Here is a 16,338-nt window from a genome sequence, read left to right as displayed (position 1 = left end):
GGTTTGTCCTCATTGAGCTGCGAATTCGTGGATTGGCCGCACCTCGATCGCGCCCAGTTTGGCGAGTGGAATGCCGGCGGCAACGCGGATCGCGTCGTTAAGGTCCTTCGCCTCAATCAGAATGAAGCCGCCGAGCGCTTCCTTAGTCTCGGCGAATGGGCCATCCGTCACCGACGTCTCGCCGCTGCGCACCCGAACCGTCACCGCCGAGGTTGGCGGCTGCAGCGCCTGGGCGACGATCATGTGCCCGCTTTCGACGAGGTCCCTGTCGTAGTGCAGTGAATTTGCGTCGAGTTCGGCCTTCTCCTCTTTGGTCATGGCGTCGAGTATCGCGCCATCGAACCAGACTTGGCAGAGATATTTCATCGCGGGGCAGCCTCCTTGCAGGGTTTCAATACCTCTGGACGAATGGGGTGCGGGCATTTCGACAGCGTCAGGACAAATCTTTTGTGCCGGTCACCTGTCGAAATCGCAAGATAGCGCTCGACAAGGCTTCGTTGAAACCTGTCGAGGAGAATGGCAATGAGTATTCTTGAAATCGCGCTGGCAAGCCAGATATGGGCGCGCCGCCATGAGAAGCGCGGGCTGGCATTCGATGAAAGCGGTGGGCTGAAGGCCCTTCTGCGCGTCGCTTTTGTCTTCGTCGCCTTCACCCTGTTGATTGCAGGGCTGAACATTGCCGCCGGCAGACCGCAAATGCTTGCGCAGAGTTCGGCGCCTGTTGCGACCGGCCGGTGAAGAAAAGGCCTATTGGAAGGCCGTCTCGAAGAAGCTGCGCAGTTTGCGCGAATGCAGCGCTTCCGGCGGCATGGCCGCAAGCTTCTGGACGGCACGGATACCGATCTGCAAATGCTGGTTCACCTGCGTGCGGTAAAAGGCCGTCGCCATACCAGGCAGCTTCAATTCGCCGTGTAGCGGCTTGTCGGAGACGCAGAGCAGCGTGCCGTAGGGCACGCGGAAGCGGAAGCCGTTGGCGGCGATCGTTGCCGATTCCATGTCGAGCGCGATCGCGCGCGCCTGGGAAAGCCGCTTCACCGGCCCGCGCTGATCGCGCAGTTCCCAGTTGCGGTTGTCGATCGTGCCGACGGTGCCGGTGCGCATGATGCGCTTCAACTCGAAACCCTCGTAACCGGTGATTTCGGCCACGGCCGCTTCCAGTGCCACCTGCACTTCGGCGAGCGCGGGAATCGGCACCCAGACCGGCAGGTCGTCGTCGAGAACATGGTCCTCGCGCATATAGGCATGGGCGAGAACGTAATCGCCTAGCCGCTGGCTGTTGCGCAGGCCGGCGCAATGGCCGAGCATCAGCCAGGCATGCGGACGCAGCACGGCGACGTGGTCGGTGATCGTCTTGGCGTTGGAGGGGCCGACGCCGATATTGATCATGGTGATCCCGGCATGACCCTTCTTCCTCAAATGGTAGGCCGGCATCTGCGGCAGGCGGGCAAGTGTCGCATTCGTTTCCGGCGCGCTCGAGCCGGGCAGGGTGACGATGTTGCCGGGCTCGACGAAGGCGGTGTAACCGTCGCCGCCCTCCGCCATCAGCTTGCGCGCCCAGCTGCAGAATTCGTCGATATAGAACTGGTAGTTGGTAAACAGCACGAAATTCTGGAAATGCTCGGCATGCGTCGCCGTATAATGCGACAGCCGGGCCAGCGAATAGTCGATGCGCTGCGCGGTGAATGGCGCAAGCGGCGAGGGCTCGCCCGGCGGCGGGATATATTCGCCGTTGGCGATCTCGTCGTCGGTGGTGTTGAGGTCGGGCGTGTCGAAGATATCGCGCATTGGAACATCGACAAAGGCTGAGGCCGATGCTTCCACATGCGCGCCCTCGCCGAAGGCGAAGTGCAGCGGGATCGGCGTCGACGATTCCGAGACGACGATCGGAACATTGTGGCTCCTAATCAACAGTGACAGTTGCTGCTTCAGATAATGCTTGAAGAGCTTCGGCCGGGTGATCGTCGTCGTGTAGATGCCTGGCGCCGTCACGTGGCCGTAGGAGAGGCGCGAGTCGACATGGCCGAAGCTCGTCGTCTCGATGCTGACCTGCGGATAGAAGGCGCGGTAGCGCGAGGCGATCGGAGCGCCTTGGGCAAGCTCGGCGAAGTTTTTGATCAGGAACGCCGTATTGCGTTCGTAAAGCGCTGTCAGCGTCTCGACGGCCTTGGCGGGATCATCGAAACTCTCGGGCTGGAAAGGGGGCGGAGAGGAAATGTCGAGGGGCGACAGGGGGGAGATTCGTTTGTTCATGACGCATTATAGAGAGTTGTCTTTGACAAGCAAACGACGCCGCGCCGGCGGAATCCGATTTTTTCTCTTAAGAGTCTGATGTCAGTCACCGCACCGTCGGTGCGCAGAAAGTTCCGCTTCTCTCCAGGCAGGTATAGCTCGCGCCGAAATGCGACTGCGTGCCGCCGCCGCCATTGTGCACGACGACCGCCGAAAATGTGACGGCGAAGATCGCCGCGAACAGAGTGATGATTGTGAAACGTCTTGCCAGAATATAGAAGTTCATCCCGGACCCCCAATACGCAACTTAACCGTGACATGAGTTTTGCCACACCTCGGCTGAACGAGTGCTGAGATGCCGGTTCATCCGCCGTTCAGCTTGCGGGGCGGGGTCTGGCGATTGCAATGAGGATCGGCAAGCCTGGAAGACGTCGAGGCATACCGGCATTTCGGCCGGCATGATTACGTTTTTGGATGATTGTTGCGTCGGCCTTATCGCGTCAGAGCCGTGTCCAGGTCTGCGTCTTGCAGAGAATCTTCATCACGCAGCCCTGCATCTTCAGTGAATTGCCGGAAATCTTTCCTGAGCCGCTATAGGTCTTGTCGGCGGCTGGGTCGGTGATCTCGCCGGCATAGCTGCCGCCGGTCCCGGCAAGTGTGCCGATCTTGCGGCCGGTATATTTGCCGGTTTTCAGCGTCACGCAAAAGCTCCCGCCGCAGGCGGCAATCACCGCCGTTTCGCCGGAGGCCGTCTTCCAATTGCCGACGATAGGTTCCTCGGCATAGGCTGTCCCCGCGATCACGGCGATAGCGCCGGCAAGAACGAGACTGCGGATCATCTTTTCCTCCCTGATGTCTTCTGACCGGTCGCGAAAATAACTGACGCGAACGTAAAGGTAAATAGAGCCGGCTGTCCGTTCGCCGCTCGCTGAATGCAGCCGAAGGCCGACCATAGAACTTTTAAACCCGTCGCCTGCTGATTTCATGATGAACGATCTGTTTATTTCCAAATCTGAATCTTTTGTAAAATTTGAGCGAAAAGGCCTAGATCACAGGGAATCCGATGTTTAACAAAAACCCAATTTTACCAAGCGTTTGCAGTTTGTTTGTCTCAAATTAATCATGCATTTTAGGCGTTTTTTGAAAGCCATTTGGCATAGTCGAGTCATCAGACGAGCGGGGCAAGCCCGCCGGACCGGAAGGGCCGCAAAGCCGCGATAGACGGCAGGGCCCGAAGGTAAAACAGGGTAAGTCGTAAACAGGCTAACAGGGATAAAACCGATGGCACGCTTTGAAATGCACAATGCTGAAACGGCCACCATGGGTGGCGACAACAACAGCGCCGATGTCTTCTGCGAAATGGGTCTGATGTATGCGACCGGCCGCGGCTGCGCCGTCGATCTCATTGCCGCCCACAAGTGGTTGAACATCGCCGCGATCAAGGGCAACGACCGCGCCGCCGAGCTTCGCGCCGACGTGGCCGCCGCCATGAACAAGATGCAGCTCGTGGAAGCACTGCGCGCTGCCCGCGAATGGATGACGGTGCACTGACGCATCGACCGAAAATCTGAAGCCGTTTCAGACGGAACGATACGTCAGCTCGACGTGTTGGAGCGCCGCCTGTCCAAAAGGACGCACGGCGCTTTAACAGATGTTTTCCAAGCTGTCGGTATTGGCGTGCCTCGGACGTCCTTCGTTAGACGAGGCAAGACCTGGTCGATTGCAACGACACCTTGGAGATCAAAACATGGCGCTCAAGCGAATGGACAACGTGGGAATCGCCGTCGAAGACCTCGGAGAGGCGATTGATTTCTTTGGCGAACTCGGCCTCGAATTCGAAGGGAGGGCCACGGTCGAAGGCGAATGGGCCGGACGTATCACCGGACTGGGCGATCAGCGCGTCGAGATTGCCATGATGCGCACGCCGGATGGCCACAGCCGGCTCGAGCTCTCCCGCTTCCTGGCCCCGCCTGTCATCGCAGATCACCGGAACGCACCGGTCAACGCCCTCGGCTACCTCCGCGTCATGTTCGCAGTGGATGACATCGACGAGACGCTTGAAAGGCTCCGCAGGCGCGGCGCGCAGCTCGTAGGAGAGGTCGTTCAGTATGAGGATGCATATCGGCTCTGCTACATCCGCGGACCTGAGGGGATTCTGATCGGCCTCGCCCAGGAACTCAGCTGAACGCAACACCCAGACAAATGGCGAAGACCGACCGATGTCGGCGAGCGGACAGGAATGACAGCTCAGGCGAGTGTCTTCAAGACCTGCGGCAGCGCTTCCTCGAACAGCGCCATATCAGCCTCAGGCCCGACGCTGACGCGGATGCAGCGATTGAGCGGCGCGACACCCGGCATGCGGATGAAGACGCCATGCTCGATAAGGCCATCGACGATCGCCCGCGCATAGGCGCCGTCGTGGCCGGTATCGATCGCCACGAAGTTCGTCGCCGACGCCAGCGGCTCAAGACCGTTCGCCCGGGCAATGCGGCCGATCCGCTCCCGCGCAGCATGGATCTTCCCGATCACTTCGGCCAGATAGGCCTGGTCCTTGAGCGCGGCCAACGCTGCGGCGGTCGCCAGCCGATTCATGCCGAAATGATTGCGGATCTTGTCGAAGGCCTGTGCCGTGCCTGAGGTCGAGATCACGTAGCCGGTGCGTGAGCCGGCAAGCCCATAGGCCTTGGAAAAGGTGCGGGTGCGGACGATGTTCGGCAGATTGATGAGCGAAGCGATCGACGGCAGCGAATTTGCCGGCCCCGTTTCGCTGTAGGCTTCGTCCAGCACCATCATCGTGGTCTCGGGCAGCGCCCGGGCGAAAGCGACGATGCTGTCGGCGTCCCACCAGCTTCCCATCGGATTGTCGGGATTGGCGAAATAGACGAGGGGCGCTTTCTCGCGCCTGACGGCATCGAGCAGCCCGTCGAGATCCTCGCGGTCGTTTGCGTAGGGGACGGTCACCAGGCGGCCGCCAAAACCGGCGACATGGAAATTGAATGTCGGATAGGCGCCGAGCGAGGTAACAACGGGCGCCCCCGGCTCTATCACCAGCCGGACGATCTGGCCGAGCAATTCGTCAATGCCGCCGGCGATGGCGATATTGGCGGACGTCACACCGAGATGCGCGCCAAGCGCTTCTCGCAGCGCGAAATTTTCCGGGTCGTTGTATTTCCAGATGTCGCGTGCCTCTTCGCGCATCGCGGCAAGCACGGAAGGGGCCGGGCCGAAGCCGTTCTCATTGGCGCCGATGCGCGCCAGAACGGCACGTCCGCGCTGGCGTTCGATGGCCTCAGGGCCGACGAAGGGAACTGTGGAGGGCAGGGCGCTGATGAGGGGCGTGAAGCGCGAGAAGGCGGACATGCGAAAGCGGTTTCCCGGACATGTTGAGATCAGGCGCAACAATAGGCCCGGGCACGGCCAAGGCAAGCAAGATTATTCCGCAACCACAGCAGCCCGGCGCGCCTGTTCAAACGCGGCAGGGACGGCGTAGCGCTTTGAATCGCCGCCAAATTTCGCCTTCGATCGACGACTTATGCGAGACTGGCCGCCGGCCTTGTCTCCCGAAACATCGGCGCACGCCGGGCGTCGATCGCTTCCATATTGCCGACAAGGAAATCGGCGCGCACGACGCGGCGCAGAACCTCGGGGTCCAGGAGGTTGATGAACCTCACGCCGATGCGTTCCTTATTGCGGTAGACCTCGGCACAGCCGATCCGATAGGCTAGTCCGAGAATGTTGAGATAATAATGTTTCGGCAGACCGGCGGTGGTCGAGACGATGAACGTCGCACCGCCCTGCGATATGTCGATGATCTCGGCGCTTCGCATCGAGACTCCGGTGAGGCACGGCCGGACGGCGACGATACGGGCCGGGCGCTTGACGTTGAACTCTTCCCAGCGCAGGTCGTAAATGGCGGATTTGACCGTTGCAAGGTGTGTGGCGCGGAGCATAGTCATCTTACATTCTCCGTCAGGCAGGGCACAATTGGGGGTTCTTGCTCTGGAGCAAGCTGATCTTGCTTCAGCCACGGTCACATGAATGTTTTGCACATTCGTCAAATATAAAAAGACAATTTTAACGAGTTCAAATTTTGTTTCCATGCGGTGCGCCGAATGTTCAGAATCGGAACGCAGGCTCTCCCGCCAAAATGCATTACGGATTGTTCCCCGACCGATTTCGGCGCAGTTTTCTCGAACTCTTTCAATGGTCGGGCGTTCTGCCTAAAGCATGTCGCGCAAAAGTGTCAGCGGTTTGCGATAACGACATGCGTAAAAACAAAAACCGAAAGCGCAAGGAGCGAATCTGAAAGATCGCGACGCGCTTTCGATCGATGAAGCAAGGCGCTTCGATGACGACAGCGAGGAGTTGAAGATGACCGACATCAGAATCCCCGGGAAATCATGGGTCGTAGTCTGCAATGGAGCCAAGGCGCTGATCATGCAGAATGCCGGCGATGCCCAGCTGATGAGCCTGACGGTGTTGGAAACGCTGACGCAGCCGAACGAGCCCGATCGTGAGCTCGGCAGCGACAAGCCTGGCCGCAGCCATGCCGCTGATGGATGGAGCCGCAGCGCTGTCGAAGAGACCAGCTGGCAGGAGCAGGCCGAAGCGCAATTTCTGAAACATGTGGCTGAGCGAATGGACGAGCTGACGCAGGCAAAGGATGCGCGCCGTATCGTCCTCATCGCGCCGCCGAAGGCGCTCGGCACCCTGCGGCCGGCGCTGAGCGCCGGGACGCAGGCGGCTATATTGGCGGAATTGGCGAAAGACTATACCAATCTGCCGATCGACGATATCGAGCGGCATCTCGCCGCGTGATGAAACCAACCGGTGAGCAAACGCGGGCCCGCTGGCCCGCGTTCTTGTTCGCTTCAGACCAACGGTCTCTCTCCGGCAAAGAGATCCTCATGATCGGCAAACAGTGTGGCCAGGCGATCGATGACCGTCCTGACTTCCGGCCTTTGCCGCTCGTCGTCATGCGCGACGATCCACACCTCGTAGGTCAATGCATCGATGACAGGCCCAGCTCGGACGAGCTTGCGCTCCTCGTCGCCGATGAAACAGGGCAACACGCCGCGGCCGGCGCCCCCTCGGATCAGGTAAAAGAGCATATGCGGCGTGTTCGTCCAGCTGGTGATCCAATAATCCGGCTGTTCGAAAGTCCACTTGTCCGCCGGTGTTATGGCGATATCTGTTCCGAGCGAGATCCAGTTACAATTGCTCTCGTCATAATCGGCTGCCTGATAAACCGCATGCGCTACCTTGACTGAACGGCGGATCGCGACGTTGCCGCCATCCGGCCGGCTGTGGCGAATGGCGATATGCGCCTCGCGATAGGTGAAATCGACGCTCGCGTCACGAGTCTTATAGCACATGCGAAAGCAGTCTTTCGGCGTCCAGACGCTGGCCAGGTGGTCGGCGATGAAGCGCGACGTCCAGCTGTCGACGACCGTCGACACAATCGGCAGCGTCAGCACTTCACCGCGCCAGTCGGAGATCGCCCGCGCCGCATCCTGCATCAGCCGGACGCGATCGAGCAACTCCTGGCCGTCCTTGGCAAGCAGGTAGCCTGTGGGGCCGCGGTTGAACAGCGACCGGCCGGTCAGCCGTTCGAGCCCCAGCATGCGCCGGCCGATCGTCGGCGCACTGAGCCCCGTCCGCGCCGCCGCCGCCGAAAGCCCGCCGCCGGTCGCGACATGGAAGAAAAGCTGCAGATCGTCCCAGCTCGCCTCTTTCATGGATGAAAACCCCCTTTCCTCCATGCCTCTACATAGCGAAGGCGCGAAGGCTTAGCTCAACTACTCCAGCAATAGATGGAGGATAGGCAATGCTTCTCAACTGGGTAGTTCTCTTCAACGAAGTCGCGTCCCGCAATTACCGGATGCGCCGCGATCCCATGGCCGATCCGCTCGATGGCCCGGAATGGCGCGGACTTCTCTGGATCATACCGATCATCGCGCATCTCTCAGCAAGAAGGGGCGAGACGAGGAGGCCGCGCCCCGATCGGGCGGCGATTGGAGGCGGCCTCAGTTTTCGAAGCTCAATCGCAGCACGTGGTGCAGGAATTCCGGATTGAGCAGCATGTTGAAGCTGATCGTCACCAGTTCTTCTTCGCGTTTGACCACGGTGGCGCCGATCTCGTCATGGATGCCGAGTATTTCGAGAAAGAAATGGCTCGGCATCTCGAGGCTCGGACTGACTTCGAGCACCGCGCCGGCAAGCGTGATCGTGCGAATCAGGCAGCGCACCTGGGTTCCGGTGCTGAGGTGATGGCCGACGAAGATGATATTGCCGGGCCTGTCGAGGTGAAACTCCCTGTAGGCACGTTCCGGCTTGGGGTGTTCTGTGTCGAGGTGCATCTGAAAGGCCCTTTTAGCCTCCGCTCATCATAAGCAGAGAATAATGCAAGAGTGCTGACGATTGCTGAAGATCGTCGTTAAGATTGAAGGCTGTTGCTGAGAATCGCTGGAAATCGCATCGATTCCGGCCAGGTCTGCTCCAAATTCGCGCAATTCTGCGGGCAGTCGCGCCATTCTTGACATGCCGACGGCGATCGCGCATACAAGGCCCCGGTTCGAGGCACCGGCCGCTCGCGGATGAAAATCCATGGTGAAGCCCTCGTGATCATGGTCACGGCCCCTTGTGCATGCTGACTGACGGCAATGCGAGCTCCCATTTGCAGTCGAAGAGCATGCCTTGCGAAGGCTCACTCCATGACGACCTATCCCGGCATTGAAGAACTGAAGGCCCAGGCTAAGCGCTTGCGCCAGGCGATGAACGATCGCGGCACCGCGCTGACCCACGGTGCGGCCTTGGAAATGATCGCCCGCCAGCACGGCGCGCGTGACTGGAATACGCTTGCGGCTCTGGCGGCAAAACCCAATGCGGCTACGAAGACGCCGCTCTTCGTCGGCGCCCATATTCGCGGCCGCTATCTCAATCAGCCGTTCACGGGCGAAATTCTCTCGCTTTCGGCTCTGCCGGGCGGCCTCCACCGAATCAGCATCCATTTCGATGTAGCGGTTGACGTGGTCACCTTCGAGAGCTTTTCAGCCTTTCGTCGACGCGTGAGTGCACAGATCGATGCCGACGGCGTCTCCCCCAGGAAGACCTCGAACGGCGTGCCTCATTTGGTGCTCGATCTCTGATCGCTCCTCATCCTTTCCAGGCTGTCCGCATGCATGCGCTTGTTCAAGCCGCAGCGGATGTCGCCCGATATCGCAGGGATTTCTCCATGGCCGATCCTTCCAATGACAATGCCTTCCTCACCGGCTGGCTGCCGGGCGTATTCATCAGAACTGCGGCGCCGATCGTCGCGATCACCACTGTCAACGGCCTGTTTGCTGTCGTCGACGCCTATTTCCTGGGGGCCTATGTCGGCCCCGACGCCCTCTCAGCCGTCAGCCTGATCTTCCCGGGGCTTATGCTGCTGGTCGCCCTGCAATCGCTCGTCTCGAACGGCATGGGAAGCATCCTCGCCCGTCGGCTCGGTGCCGGCGATCGCCAGGGCGCGCGTCGGGTATTTTCCGGCGCCCATACGCTGGCGCTCGCCGTCATCGTGATTCTCATCATGGTCTACTGGACCCTCGGCGGGCGGATCATCGATGCCGGCGCCGCCGGCAACACCGCCGTGGCCGACGGCGCCATGCTCTTCATGGGCGCGATGATCGCCTCGACGCCGGTGAGTTTCTTCCTGTCGCTGCATCTCGACGGGCTGCGCTGTGAAGGCAGGATCGGGTTCATGACGGTGGTCACACTTTCGGCCTCACTGCTTAACATCCTCGCCAACTGGCTGTTCATGGCAGTGATGCATTGGGGCGTGGTCGGTTCGGCCGCAGGCTCCATCGCCTCGCAGTTCATCTGTCTCGTGGCCGTGCTCGTCTATCGCTGGCGCCGGCCGGCGACACTCAGGCCTTCTCCCGCATTCGCCCTTGTCGAGTGGCGCGGCATCGTCGCCTTGGGCGCGCCGATGAGCCTCGGTTTCATCGGCATATCGCTTGCCTCGGTCGCGATTCTGGTCAACGTCTCGCTCTGGAGCACGCGTGAGTATACCGCCACCCTTGCCGCCTACGGCATTATCACCCGCATCCTGACCTTCACCTATCTGCCGCTGCTTGGCCTCAGCATCACACTGCAGACGATCGCCGGCAACAATCACGGCGCCGGCCTTGGGTCGCGCGTCGGCCGAAGCCTGCAGATCGCCATGCTCTCGGCACTCGTCTATTGCAGCCTGGTGGAGATCACGGTGGAATTGCTGGCCGGTCGCATCGGCGCCGTTTTCGTTGGCGATCCCGCCATTATCGCCGAGGTCAGGCGAATTCTGCCCTGGACGATCGGCGCCTATTTTCTCTTCGGGCAGATGCTGATCCTGTCGTCCTATTTTCAGTCGATCGGGGATGCGCCGCGCGCGGCGATCTTCGGTCTGTCGCGACCCTATCTTCTCACCCTGCCTCTCACCTTCCTGCTGCCCTTCGTCTTCGGCGAGCAGGGAATCTGGATGGTGCCTGTCTTTGCCGAGGCAGGCATGGTGGTGCTTGCCTTGCTGGTGCTGTCTGAGAATGCCAGACGCCGCGGCTGGCGATACGGGCTTCTGCCCGCCTGAGAGGCGGAGGCCGCGCCTTCCCGGCGCGGCCTCCGGCGATTGCCCCTATTCGTTGCCGCTCTGAGCGGCCGACGTCGACGCTTCCGCCTCGTTCAGTGCCTCGGCGCATTCCTGGCAGCAGACTTCGACGGTCCTGCCGCCGAGCTTGACGGTGATGATCTCGGCGCCGAGTTCGCAGTCGCAGGCAGCACATGTGGTCTTCTTCATCGGGTAATCCTCCATTGATCGTCCCTGGATCGGGACAGCGCCATAAGAGCATCGAAGACCGCGTCATCGCTGTCGAAAACTTTAGCGATGATCAACTCGGAAAAGCTCTACGGTCGGCGCCGCAGTTGCGCCGAGCGCTGAAATTCGGCCGGAGTCTGACCGAAGGCCTGTTTGAAAGAGGCGCTGAAATGACTGTGGCTGGAAAAACCGAGATCGAGGCCGAGTGAGGTCAGATCGTCATACTGGCCGAGCAGATCGAGCGCCCGGGCAAGCCGCAGCCTCAGCTGATAGCGATAGAGCGGCGTGGCCTCGACCTGCTGGAAGACCTGGGTGAGGTAAACAGGGGAAACGCCGACTTCCGAGGCGATTTCCGCAAGCGTCCAGCGTCGCGCGAGATCGGAGGAAAGCACCAGCTTTGCCCGGTCGACGAGTTTCTGCCGGCCGAGGCTGGCGCCGGCGGCGTGCGACGTGCGCTCGCCGAGCGAGCGGCGAACCAGCGTCAGGGCCAGCGTTTCCGCCTCGAGTGTTTCGGCGACGTTGCGCCTAAGACCGTGACGCAGCAGGGCGACCAGCGCCTGCGCGCGCGGGTCGATCCGCCGGCGCTGGCGGCGGAAGGAAAAGGCCGGGCCGGGCTGCGCCTGCTCCTTCGGCGCCAACTCTTCCAGCATGGATTCGTCGATCGACAGGTCGATACAGGCATCGCCGCCCGCGATCGGATGACTGATCCGATAGCCCTGAGCGGCATTGAAGAACAACACCTGATTGGCTTCAGCCACCGTATCCGTGCGGCCGACATGGCGCATGAAGACGCCGCGATAGGGATAGACGAGGCTTGTCTTGTGAGCACATTCCTCGTCGCTCTTGTGGCGGCACTCGCCATTGCAGACGACGTCACGAATGGTGACGGTCTTCGTTTTCAGGAGCAGTGCTGTTGAAAACTGCAACATCGTATCATCCGGTTCAGGCAGGTAGCCCGACAAGGCTGCACAGGGGCACAGTAACACAGTGAGTTTGATGTTTCAGTAGCGGCTGTAAACGTGCACGTCGCTTTCTGTCTGCCCCCGGGAGAGGCCGACATCCTTCAACTGAGCGTCGGAAAGTTCCATCAGCGCATTGTAGTTGCGCCGTTCGCCGATCTTGCGCCCCAGCCAGCGGACCGCCGTGCCGACTGCAGAGAGAAGGCCGGGCCGGATGAGCCGCGAAGAGCGGATATTGCGGGCCGGTATCGTGAAATTCGAGCTATGCATGATGATCCTCCATCCTCATTGGATGGAGGCAGTGAACCATCATCGACGGTTTGGCGCTGTCAGATTATTTAGCGATCGAACGCGGCCTTTATACCTTCAGCAGCCATTCGTGCTCGGCGGCATTGTGGAATTTCCAGATCCGCTTCGGCCCAGCCATGACATTGAGATAATAGAGATCATAGCCATGCGTTGCCGCGCAGGGGTGATAACCCTTCGGCACCAGTGTCACGTCGCCGTCCTCGATCGCCATGGCCTCGTCGAGCGAGCGGTCGTCGGTGTAGACGCGCTGGAAACCGAAACCCTGCGGTGGATTGAGGCGATGGTAGTAAGTCTCTTCCAGGAAGCTCTCGTTCGGCAGGTCGTCCTGATCGTGCTTGTGCGGCGGATAGGAGGAGGTGTGGCCACCTGGCGTGATCACCTCGACGACGAGCAGGGAATGCGCCGAATTATCGTCCTCAGGCATGATGTTGTTGACGTAGCGCACATTCGTGCCCTTGCCGCGCGTCACCTGCGGATGCGTACCGGGCGGGATCGCCTTCGCCTGATAATCGCCGCCGCCGGGCGCCGAGCAGACGGCGAGTTCCAGATCAGTTTCCGCCGTGACCGACCAATTCGAACCCATCGGGATATAAAGCGCGTGCGGAGCCCCGTCGAAGGGGTTCATCCGATCGCCGAGTGTCCCGAAATCCTTCGCGCCGGCCGAAGCCTTGCCTTTGCCGCTGACCCAGACCAGGCACACCTCGCGCTCGCCGGTCTCTCCCGAAACAGTCTCGCCCGGTTTGATCCGGTGCAGATCGAACCCGACATAGGTCCAGCCGGCGCTTTCCGGGGTGACATGCGTGACGCAGCCATGCGTGCCTGATGGTTTCACCTTGAGGTTTGGCATTGGTGTTTCTCCTCGTATGTTGATAGGCGCAGCCCCCTCATCCGGCTCCCGGCACCTTCTCCCCGAGGGGAGAAGGTGTATGCCGCGCTGCCTCGTTTCCCCCTCTCCGCTGGGGGGCGAAGGACGGGTTGAGCCCCGTGGCTCAACCCCGGCAAAGGTGCCCGAAGGGCGGATGAGGGGGCTCCTTGCTCCGGCAGTTCGTTCAACCCATCACCGGTGGGGAGGGGCCTTCTTTCCGTTACCGCTTCGGGAAACCTTCCGTTTCCACCGTATAACCAGCCGCCGTCATCACGCGCATTAGTTCGGCATGGCCGATCTCGGCCATCTTCTGCGGCGGCGCCTTGCGCGGATCCTGTTCGGCCTCGACGACGAACCAGCCTTCATAGCCGTGGTCGGCGAAGCGCTGGACGATGGCGCCGAAATCGAGTGATCCATCGCCTGGCACTGTGAAGGCGCCGAGCGCTACGGCGTCGAGGAAGGATTGCCGGCTGCGATCGAGTCCGTCCACTACGGATTGGCGAATGTCCTTGACGTGGACGTGGTTGATGCGGGCGTGGTGATTGTCGATGGCGCGCAGCACATCGCCGCCGGCAAAGGCCAGATGCCCGGCGTCGAGCAGCAGCGGAATACCTTCGCCCGAATTGCGCATGAAGGCGTCAAGCTCCGGCTCGGTTTCGACGACGGCCGCCATGTGGTGGTGATAAGAGAGCGGCATGCCTTGCTCGGCGCACCATTCGCCGAATTCGGTGACGCGGCGCGCATAGGCCTTCATCTCGTCGTCGGTGAGGCGCGGCTTGGTGGCGAGCGGCTTGGAGCGGTCGCCCTGTATGGAGCGGCCGACTTCGCCATAGACGATGCAGGGCGCATTGACCGCCTTGAAAAGCTCGATCATCGGCGCGATGCGGTCCTTGTTGGCGGCAAGCTCCTCATTGACAAGCGTGCCGGAGAACCAGCCGCCGCAGAGCGTCACGTCGGCGGCGCGCAGGATGGGCAGCATCTCCTCCGGGTTGCTGGGGAAACGGCGGCCTTGCTCCATGCCGGTGAAACCGGCACTGCGCGATTGCCGCAGGCATTCTTCAAGCGACACATCGTCGCTAAGCTCAGGAAGGTCGTCGTTCCACCATGCGATGGGCGACATGCCGAGTTTGGCCTTCATCAATATTCTCCTTGAAGACATTGCGGAGGAGCGGGTCCGCTCCTCCGGAAAAATGGGGCTAAACCTGTTCAGCCGATGCGCTGGGAGCCGCGGGCTTCGACATAACCCCTGCGCGCCTTGTTGACTTCTTCGCGCGGGCTGACTTCCGGCACCACGACATCCCACCAATGGCCGCCGGCCTCAGTGGTGATCAAGGGATCAGTGTCGATGACGAAGACGGACGTACGATCATTCTTCCTCGAATCGACGATCGCCTGCTCGAGTTCGGCGATGGAGCTGACCTTGACGGCGATGGCGCCCATGCTTTCGGCATGCGCGCGGAAATCGATCTCCGGCATCACCTCGTGATAGGAGTCCTTCAGCAGATTGTTGAAGTTGGCGCCACCGGTCCCCATTTGCAACCGGTTGATGCAACCATAACCGCGATTGTCGAGCATGACGATATTGATCTTGAGGCCGAGCATGACCGAGGTCGCGATCTCGGAGTTCATCATCATGTAGGAACCGTCGCCGACCATGACGACGACATCCCGTTCGGGGCGCGCCATCTTGGCGCCGAGCCCGCCGGCGATCTCGTAGCCCATGCAGGAGAAGCCGTATTCCATATGATAACTGCCGGGCGCCGTCGCCGGCCAGAGCTTGTGCAACTCGCCGGGCAGACCGCCTGCGGCGCAAAGCACTGTCGTGTTCTCGCCGCCGAGAGTGCGCGCCACCGCGCCGATCACCTGCGCATCGGAGGGCAGGGCGGTGTTGGTCGCCGCCATCGCCTTGGTGGCAGCCTCCATCCAGAGTTTCTTTTCCGCAACTGCCTTCTCGCTAAGCGCTGCCGGCGCCTTCCAGCCGGAAAGCCCTGCCGAAAGCGCCTTCAGCCCTTCGCGGGCATCGGCCACCACAGGGTGGCTGTCGTGCTTCACCGCGTCATAGGCGGCGACGTTGAGGCCGACCATCTTCAGGCTGTCGTTCTTGAAGAGCGCCCAGGAGCCGGTCGTGAAATCCTGGCAGCGCGTGCCGACGGCGATGACGAGATCCGTCTCTTCGGCGATCGCGTTCGCCGCCGATGTGCCGGTGACGCCGACCGAGCCGAGCGCCAGCGGATGGGTCTCGTTGATCGACGACTTGCCGGCCTGAGTGACGACGACGGGAATGGCGTGGCTTTCGGCAAAGGCCGCGAGTTCCTTCGTTGCCTGCGAATAGAGCACGCCGCCGCCGGCAACAATCACCGGCTTCTCTGATGCCTTGATAAGGGCGATGGCATTTGCCAGTTCGTCGGCATCCGGCTGCGGCCGGCGGGTCGTCCAGACTTTTTCTTCGAACAGGCTTTCCGGATAATCGAAGGCCTCGGCCTGAACGTCCTGGCAGAGCGACAGCGTCACCGGGCCGCAATCGAGCGGATCGGTCAGCACCTGCATGGCCCGCTTTAGCGCCGTGATGATCTGCTCCGGCCGGGTGATCCGGTCGAAGTAACGCGAAACCGGGCGGAAGGCATCATTGGCCGACACGGTGCCGTCGCCGAAATCCTCGATCTGCTGCAGCACCGGATCCGGCGCGCGGTTGGCGAAGACGTCGCCAGGCAGGAAGAGAACGGGAATGCGGTTGACATGGGCGACACCCGCGGCCGTCACCATGTTCAGCGCGCCGGGGCCGATCGAGGTCGTGCAGGCCATGAAGCGCGTGCGGAAATTTGCCTTGGCATAGGCGATCGCGGCATGCGCCATGCCCTGTTCGTTATGAGCGCGGTAGGTCGTCAATTCCCCGCGCACCTGATAGAGAGCCTCGCCGATGCCGGCGACGTTGCCGTGGCCGAAGATCGCCCAGACGCCGCCGAAGATCGGCACCTTTTTGCCGTCGACAACAGTCATCTGTACTTTCAGGAAATGCGCGATGGCCTGCGCCATCGTCAACCGTATCGTCTTGCCCATCGGGGCCTCCCGAACTTTTAACTTTTTGTCTGGTTTCCCCTCCCCAACCCCTTCCCACAAGGGAGGGGCTAACTCGTGGGGGCTCGCCGCAT

22 protein-coding genes are annotated in these 16,338 nt (G+C 61.1%); 7 read left to right on the top strand and 15 right to left on the bottom strand.

Annotated features, from left to right (window positions below):
• Window positions 1–9: 9 nt before the first annotated feature.
• A complete protein-coding gene (locus tag J7U39_RS12885; RefSeq protein ID WP_210628541.1) occupies window positions 10–366 on the bottom strand; it encodes a YciI family protein in 357 nt (118 codons plus the stop codon).
• A gap of 156 nt (window positions 367–522) precedes the next feature.
• Here J7U39_RS12885 and J7U39_RS12880 point away from each other — a divergent pair, with 156 nt between their 5' ends.
• Window positions 523–738 carry a hypothetical protein gene (locus J7U39_RS12880; protein WP_210628540.1) on the top strand — a complete coding sequence of 72 codons (216 nt, stop codon included), beginning with the start codon at window positions 523–525 and terminating at the stop codon, window positions 736–738.
• Window positions 739–747: 9 nt separating this feature from the next.
• On the opposite strand, the gene J7U39_RS12875 is transcribed toward J7U39_RS12880, so the two are convergent.
• From J7U39_RS12875 to J7U39_RS12865, 3 genes are all read right to left on the bottom strand, one after another.
• Entirely contained in the window at window positions 748–2,250 is a 1,503-nt protein-coding gene (locus tag J7U39_RS12875) for an AMP nucleosidase (RefSeq protein ID WP_210628539.1), read from the bottom strand.
• An 85-nt stretch (window positions 2,251–2,335) separates the two neighbouring features.
• The gene (locus J7U39_RS12870; RefSeq protein WP_064809967.1) at window positions 2,336–2,515 is read right to left on the bottom strand and encodes a hypothetical protein; all 180 of its coding nucleotides are present in this window, start codon (window positions 2,513–2,515) and stop codon (window positions 2,336–2,338) included.
• Between the two features lie 214 nt (window positions 2,516–2,729).
• Window positions 2,730–3,068 carry a DUF2147 domain-containing protein gene (locus J7U39_RS12865; RefSeq protein WP_210628538.1) on the bottom strand — a complete coding sequence of 113 codons (339 nt, stop codon included), beginning with the start codon at window positions 3,066–3,068 and terminating at the stop codon, window positions 2,730–2,732.
• Between the two features lie 442 nt (window positions 3,069–3,510).
• Here J7U39_RS12865 and J7U39_RS12860 point away from each other — a divergent pair, with 442 nt between their 5' ends.
• Both J7U39_RS12860 and J7U39_RS12855 read left to right on the top strand, forming a co-directional pair.
• On the top strand, window positions 3,511–3,780 hold the full coding sequence (locus J7U39_RS12860) for a sel1 repeat family protein (RefSeq protein WP_210628537.1): 270 nt from the start codon (window positions 3,511–3,513) through the stop codon (window positions 3,778–3,780).
• 196 nt (window positions 3,781–3,976) lie between these two features.
• The gene (locus J7U39_RS12855) at window positions 3,977–4,414 is read left to right on the top strand and encodes a VOC family protein (RefSeq protein WP_210628536.1); all 438 of its coding nucleotides are present in this window, start codon (window positions 3,977–3,979) and stop codon (window positions 4,412–4,414) included.
• A gap of 62 nt (window positions 4,415–4,476) precedes the next feature.
• On the opposite strand, the gene J7U39_RS12850 is transcribed toward J7U39_RS12855, so the two are convergent.
• Both J7U39_RS12850 and J7U39_RS12845 read right to left on the bottom strand, forming a co-directional pair.
• The gene (locus J7U39_RS12850) at window positions 4,477–5,589 is read right to left on the bottom strand and encodes a pyridoxal phosphate-dependent aminotransferase (protein ID WP_210628535.1); all 1,113 of its coding nucleotides are present in this window, start codon (window positions 5,587–5,589) and stop codon (window positions 4,477–4,479) included.
• Between the two features lie 170 nt (window positions 5,590–5,759).
• Window positions 5,760–6,185, bottom strand: a complete 426-nt coding sequence (locus J7U39_RS12845) for a PilZ domain-containing protein (RefSeq protein ID WP_184453433.1) — start codon at window positions 6,183–6,185, stop codon at window positions 5,760–5,762.
• Between the two features lie 415 nt (window positions 6,186–6,600).
• Between J7U39_RS12845 and J7U39_RS12840 the strand changes: the two genes are divergently transcribed.
• The gene (locus tag J7U39_RS12840; RefSeq protein WP_210628534.1) at window positions 6,601–7,047 is read left to right on the top strand and encodes a host attachment family protein; all 447 of its coding nucleotides are present in this window, start codon (window positions 6,601–6,603) and stop codon (window positions 7,045–7,047) included.
• Between the two features lie 53 nt (window positions 7,048–7,100).
• On the opposite strand, the gene J7U39_RS12835 is transcribed toward J7U39_RS12840, so the two are convergent.
• Entirely contained in the window at window positions 7,101–7,967 is an 867-nt protein-coding gene (locus J7U39_RS12835; RefSeq protein WP_210628533.1) for a LysR family transcriptional regulator, read from the bottom strand.
• A gap of 89 nt (window positions 7,968–8,056) precedes the next feature.
• Here J7U39_RS12835 and J7U39_RS31785 point away from each other — a divergent pair, with 89 nt between their 5' ends.
• The gene (locus tag J7U39_RS31785; protein ID WP_247241666.1) at window positions 8,057–8,305 is read left to right on the top strand and encodes a hypothetical protein; all 249 of its coding nucleotides are present in this window, start codon (window positions 8,057–8,059) and stop codon (window positions 8,303–8,305) included.
• Here the strand turns inward: J7U39_RS31785 and J7U39_RS12830 are convergent.
• A complete protein-coding gene (locus J7U39_RS12830) occupies window positions 8,256–8,588 on the bottom strand; it encodes a hypothetical protein (RefSeq protein ID WP_210628532.1) in 333 nt (110 codons plus the stop codon). The genes J7U39_RS31785 and J7U39_RS12830 overlap by 50 nt on opposite strands.
• A gap of 27 nt (window positions 8,589–8,615) precedes the next feature.
• Window positions 8,616–8,837 carry a hypothetical protein gene (locus J7U39_RS12825; protein ID WP_210628531.1) on the bottom strand — a complete coding sequence of 74 codons (222 nt, stop codon included), beginning with the start codon at window positions 8,835–8,837 and terminating at the stop codon, window positions 8,616–8,618.
• Window positions 8,838–8,942: 105 nt separating this feature from the next.
• Here J7U39_RS12825 and J7U39_RS12820 point away from each other — a divergent pair, with 105 nt between their 5' ends.
• Together J7U39_RS12820 and J7U39_RS12815 are read left to right on the top strand one after the other, a co-directional pair.
• Entirely contained in the window at window positions 8,943–9,377 is a 435-nt protein-coding gene (locus tag J7U39_RS12820) for a glyoxalase superfamily protein (protein WP_210628530.1), read from the top strand.
• Window positions 9,378–9,463: 86 nt separating this feature from the next.
• Window positions 9,464–10,831, top strand: coding sequence for an MATE family efflux transporter (locus J7U39_RS12815; protein WP_210628529.1), 1,368 nt, complete (start codon window positions 9,464–9,466; stop codon window positions 10,829–10,831).
• A 45-nt stretch (window positions 10,832–10,876) separates the two neighbouring features.
• On the opposite strand, the gene J7U39_RS12810 is transcribed toward J7U39_RS12815, so the two are convergent.
• From J7U39_RS12810 to iolD, 6 genes are all read right to left on the bottom strand, one after another.
• The gene (locus tag J7U39_RS12810) at window positions 10,877–11,038 is read right to left on the bottom strand and encodes a hypothetical protein (RefSeq protein WP_210628528.1); all 162 of its coding nucleotides are present in this window, start codon (window positions 11,036–11,038) and stop codon (window positions 10,877–10,879) included.
• 107 nt (window positions 11,039–11,145) lie between these two features.
• Entirely contained in the window at window positions 11,146–11,985 is an 840-nt protein-coding gene (locus J7U39_RS12805) for a helix-turn-helix domain-containing protein (RefSeq protein ID WP_210628527.1), read from the bottom strand.
• Between the two features lie 72 nt (window positions 11,986–12,057).
• Complete coding sequence (locus tag J7U39_RS12800) at window positions 12,058–12,285, bottom strand: DUF1127 domain-containing protein (protein WP_210628526.1); 228 nt, start codon at window positions 12,283–12,285, stop codon at window positions 12,058–12,060.
• Window positions 12,286–12,373: 88 nt separating this feature from the next.
• Complete coding sequence (gene iolB / locus J7U39_RS12795; protein WP_210628525.1) at window positions 12,374–13,171, bottom strand: 5-deoxy-glucuronate isomerase; 798 nt, start codon at window positions 13,169–13,171, stop codon at window positions 12,374–12,376.
• A gap of 238 nt (window positions 13,172–13,409) precedes the next feature.
• On the bottom strand, window positions 13,410–14,327 hold the full coding sequence (gene iolE / locus J7U39_RS12790; protein WP_210628524.1) for a myo-inosose-2 dehydratase: 918 nt from the start codon (window positions 14,325–14,327) through the stop codon (window positions 13,410–13,412).
• A 68-nt stretch (window positions 14,328–14,395) separates the two neighbouring features.
• Window positions 14,396–16,246, bottom strand: coding sequence for a 3D-(3,5/4)-trihydroxycyclohexane-1,2-dione acylhydrolase (decyclizing) (gene iolD / locus J7U39_RS12785; RefSeq protein WP_210628523.1), 1,851 nt, complete (start codon window positions 16,244–16,246; stop codon window positions 14,396–14,398).
• Between the last annotated feature and the right edge of the window lie 92 nt (window positions 16,247–16,338).

Source organism: Rhizobium sp. NLR16a (assembly GCF_017948245.1).
GTDB lineage: Bacteria > Pseudomonadota > Alphaproteobacteria > Rhizobiales > Rhizobiaceae > Rhizobium.
Note: the sequence above shows the minus strand (reverse complement) of the source record. Positions and strands in the feature narration are given on the sequence as shown.

Bases quoted from the DNA above. Each gene is read 5' to 3' on its own strand.
- J7U39_RS12885 (WP_210628541.1), bottom strand. From the start codon at position 366: ATGAAATATCTCTGCCAAGTCTGGTTCGATGGCGCGATACTCGACGCC.
- J7U39_RS12880 (WP_210628540.1), top strand. From the start codon at position 523: ATGAGTATTCTTGAAATCGCGCTGGCAAGCCAGATATGGGCGCGCCGC.
- J7U39_RS12875 (WP_210628539.1), bottom strand. From the start codon at position 2,250: ATGAACAAACGAATCTCCCCCCTGTCGCCCCTCGACATTTCCTCTCCG.
- J7U39_RS12870 (WP_064809967.1), bottom strand. From the start codon at position 2,515: ATGAACTTCTATATTCTGGCAAGACGTTTCACAATCATCACTCTGTTC.
- J7U39_RS12865 (WP_210628538.1), bottom strand. From the start codon at position 3,068: ATGATCCGCAGTCTCGTTCTTGCCGGCGCTATCGCCGTGATCGCGGGG.
- J7U39_RS12860 (WP_210628537.1), top strand. From the start codon at position 3,511: ATGGCACGCTTTGAAATGCACAATGCTGAAACGGCCACCATGGGTGGC.
- J7U39_RS12855 (WP_210628536.1), top strand. From the start codon at position 3,977: ATGGCGCTCAAGCGAATGGACAACGTGGGAATCGCCGTCGAAGACCTC.
- J7U39_RS12850 (WP_210628535.1), bottom strand. From the start codon at position 5,589: ATGTCCGCCTTCTCGCGCTTCACGCCCCTCATCAGCGCCCTGCCCTCC.
- J7U39_RS12845 (WP_184453433.1), bottom strand. From the start codon at position 6,185: ATGACTATGCTCCGCGCCACACACCTTGCAACGGTCAAATCCGCCATT.
- J7U39_RS12840 (WP_210628534.1), top strand. From the start codon at position 6,601: ATGACCGACATCAGAATCCCCGGGAAATCATGGGTCGTAGTCTGCAAT.
- J7U39_RS12835 (WP_210628533.1), bottom strand. From the start codon at position 7,967: ATGAAAGAGGCGAGCTGGGACGATCTGCAGCTTTTCTTCCATGTCGCG.
- J7U39_RS31785 (WP_247241666.1), top strand. From the start codon at position 8,057: ATGCTTCTCAACTGGGTAGTTCTCTTCAACGAAGTCGCGTCCCGCAAT.
- J7U39_RS12830 (WP_210628532.1), bottom strand. From the start codon at position 8,588: ATGCACCTCGACACAGAACACCCCAAGCCGGAACGTGCCTACAGGGAG.
- J7U39_RS12825 (WP_210628531.1), bottom strand. From the start codon at position 8,837: ATGGATTTTCATCCGCGAGCGGCCGGTGCCTCGAACCGGGGCCTTGTA.
- J7U39_RS12820 (WP_210628530.1), top strand. From the start codon at position 8,943: ATGACGACCTATCCCGGCATTGAAGAACTGAAGGCCCAGGCTAAGCGC.
- J7U39_RS12815 (WP_210628529.1), top strand. From the start codon at position 9,464: ATGGCCGATCCTTCCAATGACAATGCCTTCCTCACCGGCTGGCTGCCG.
- J7U39_RS12810 (WP_210628528.1), bottom strand. From the start codon at position 11,038: ATGAAGAAGACCACATGTGCTGCCTGCGACTGCGAACTCGGCGCCGAG.
- J7U39_RS12805 (WP_210628527.1), bottom strand. From the start codon at position 11,985: ATGTTGCAGTTTTCAACAGCACTGCTCCTGAAAACGAAGACCGTCACC.
- J7U39_RS12800 (WP_210628526.1), bottom strand. From the start codon at position 12,285: ATGCATAGCTCGAATTTCACGATACCGGCCCGCAATATCCGCTCTTCG.
- iolB (WP_210628525.1), bottom strand. From the start codon at position 13,171: ATGCCAAACCTCAAGGTGAAACCATCAGGCACGCATGGCTGCGTCACG.
- iolE (WP_210628524.1), bottom strand. From the start codon at position 14,327: ATGAAGGCCAAACTCGGCATGTCGCCCATCGCATGGTGGAACGACGAC.
- iolD (WP_210628523.1), bottom strand. From the start codon at position 16,246: ATGGGCAAGACGATACGGTTGACGATGGCGCAGGCCATCGCGCATTTC.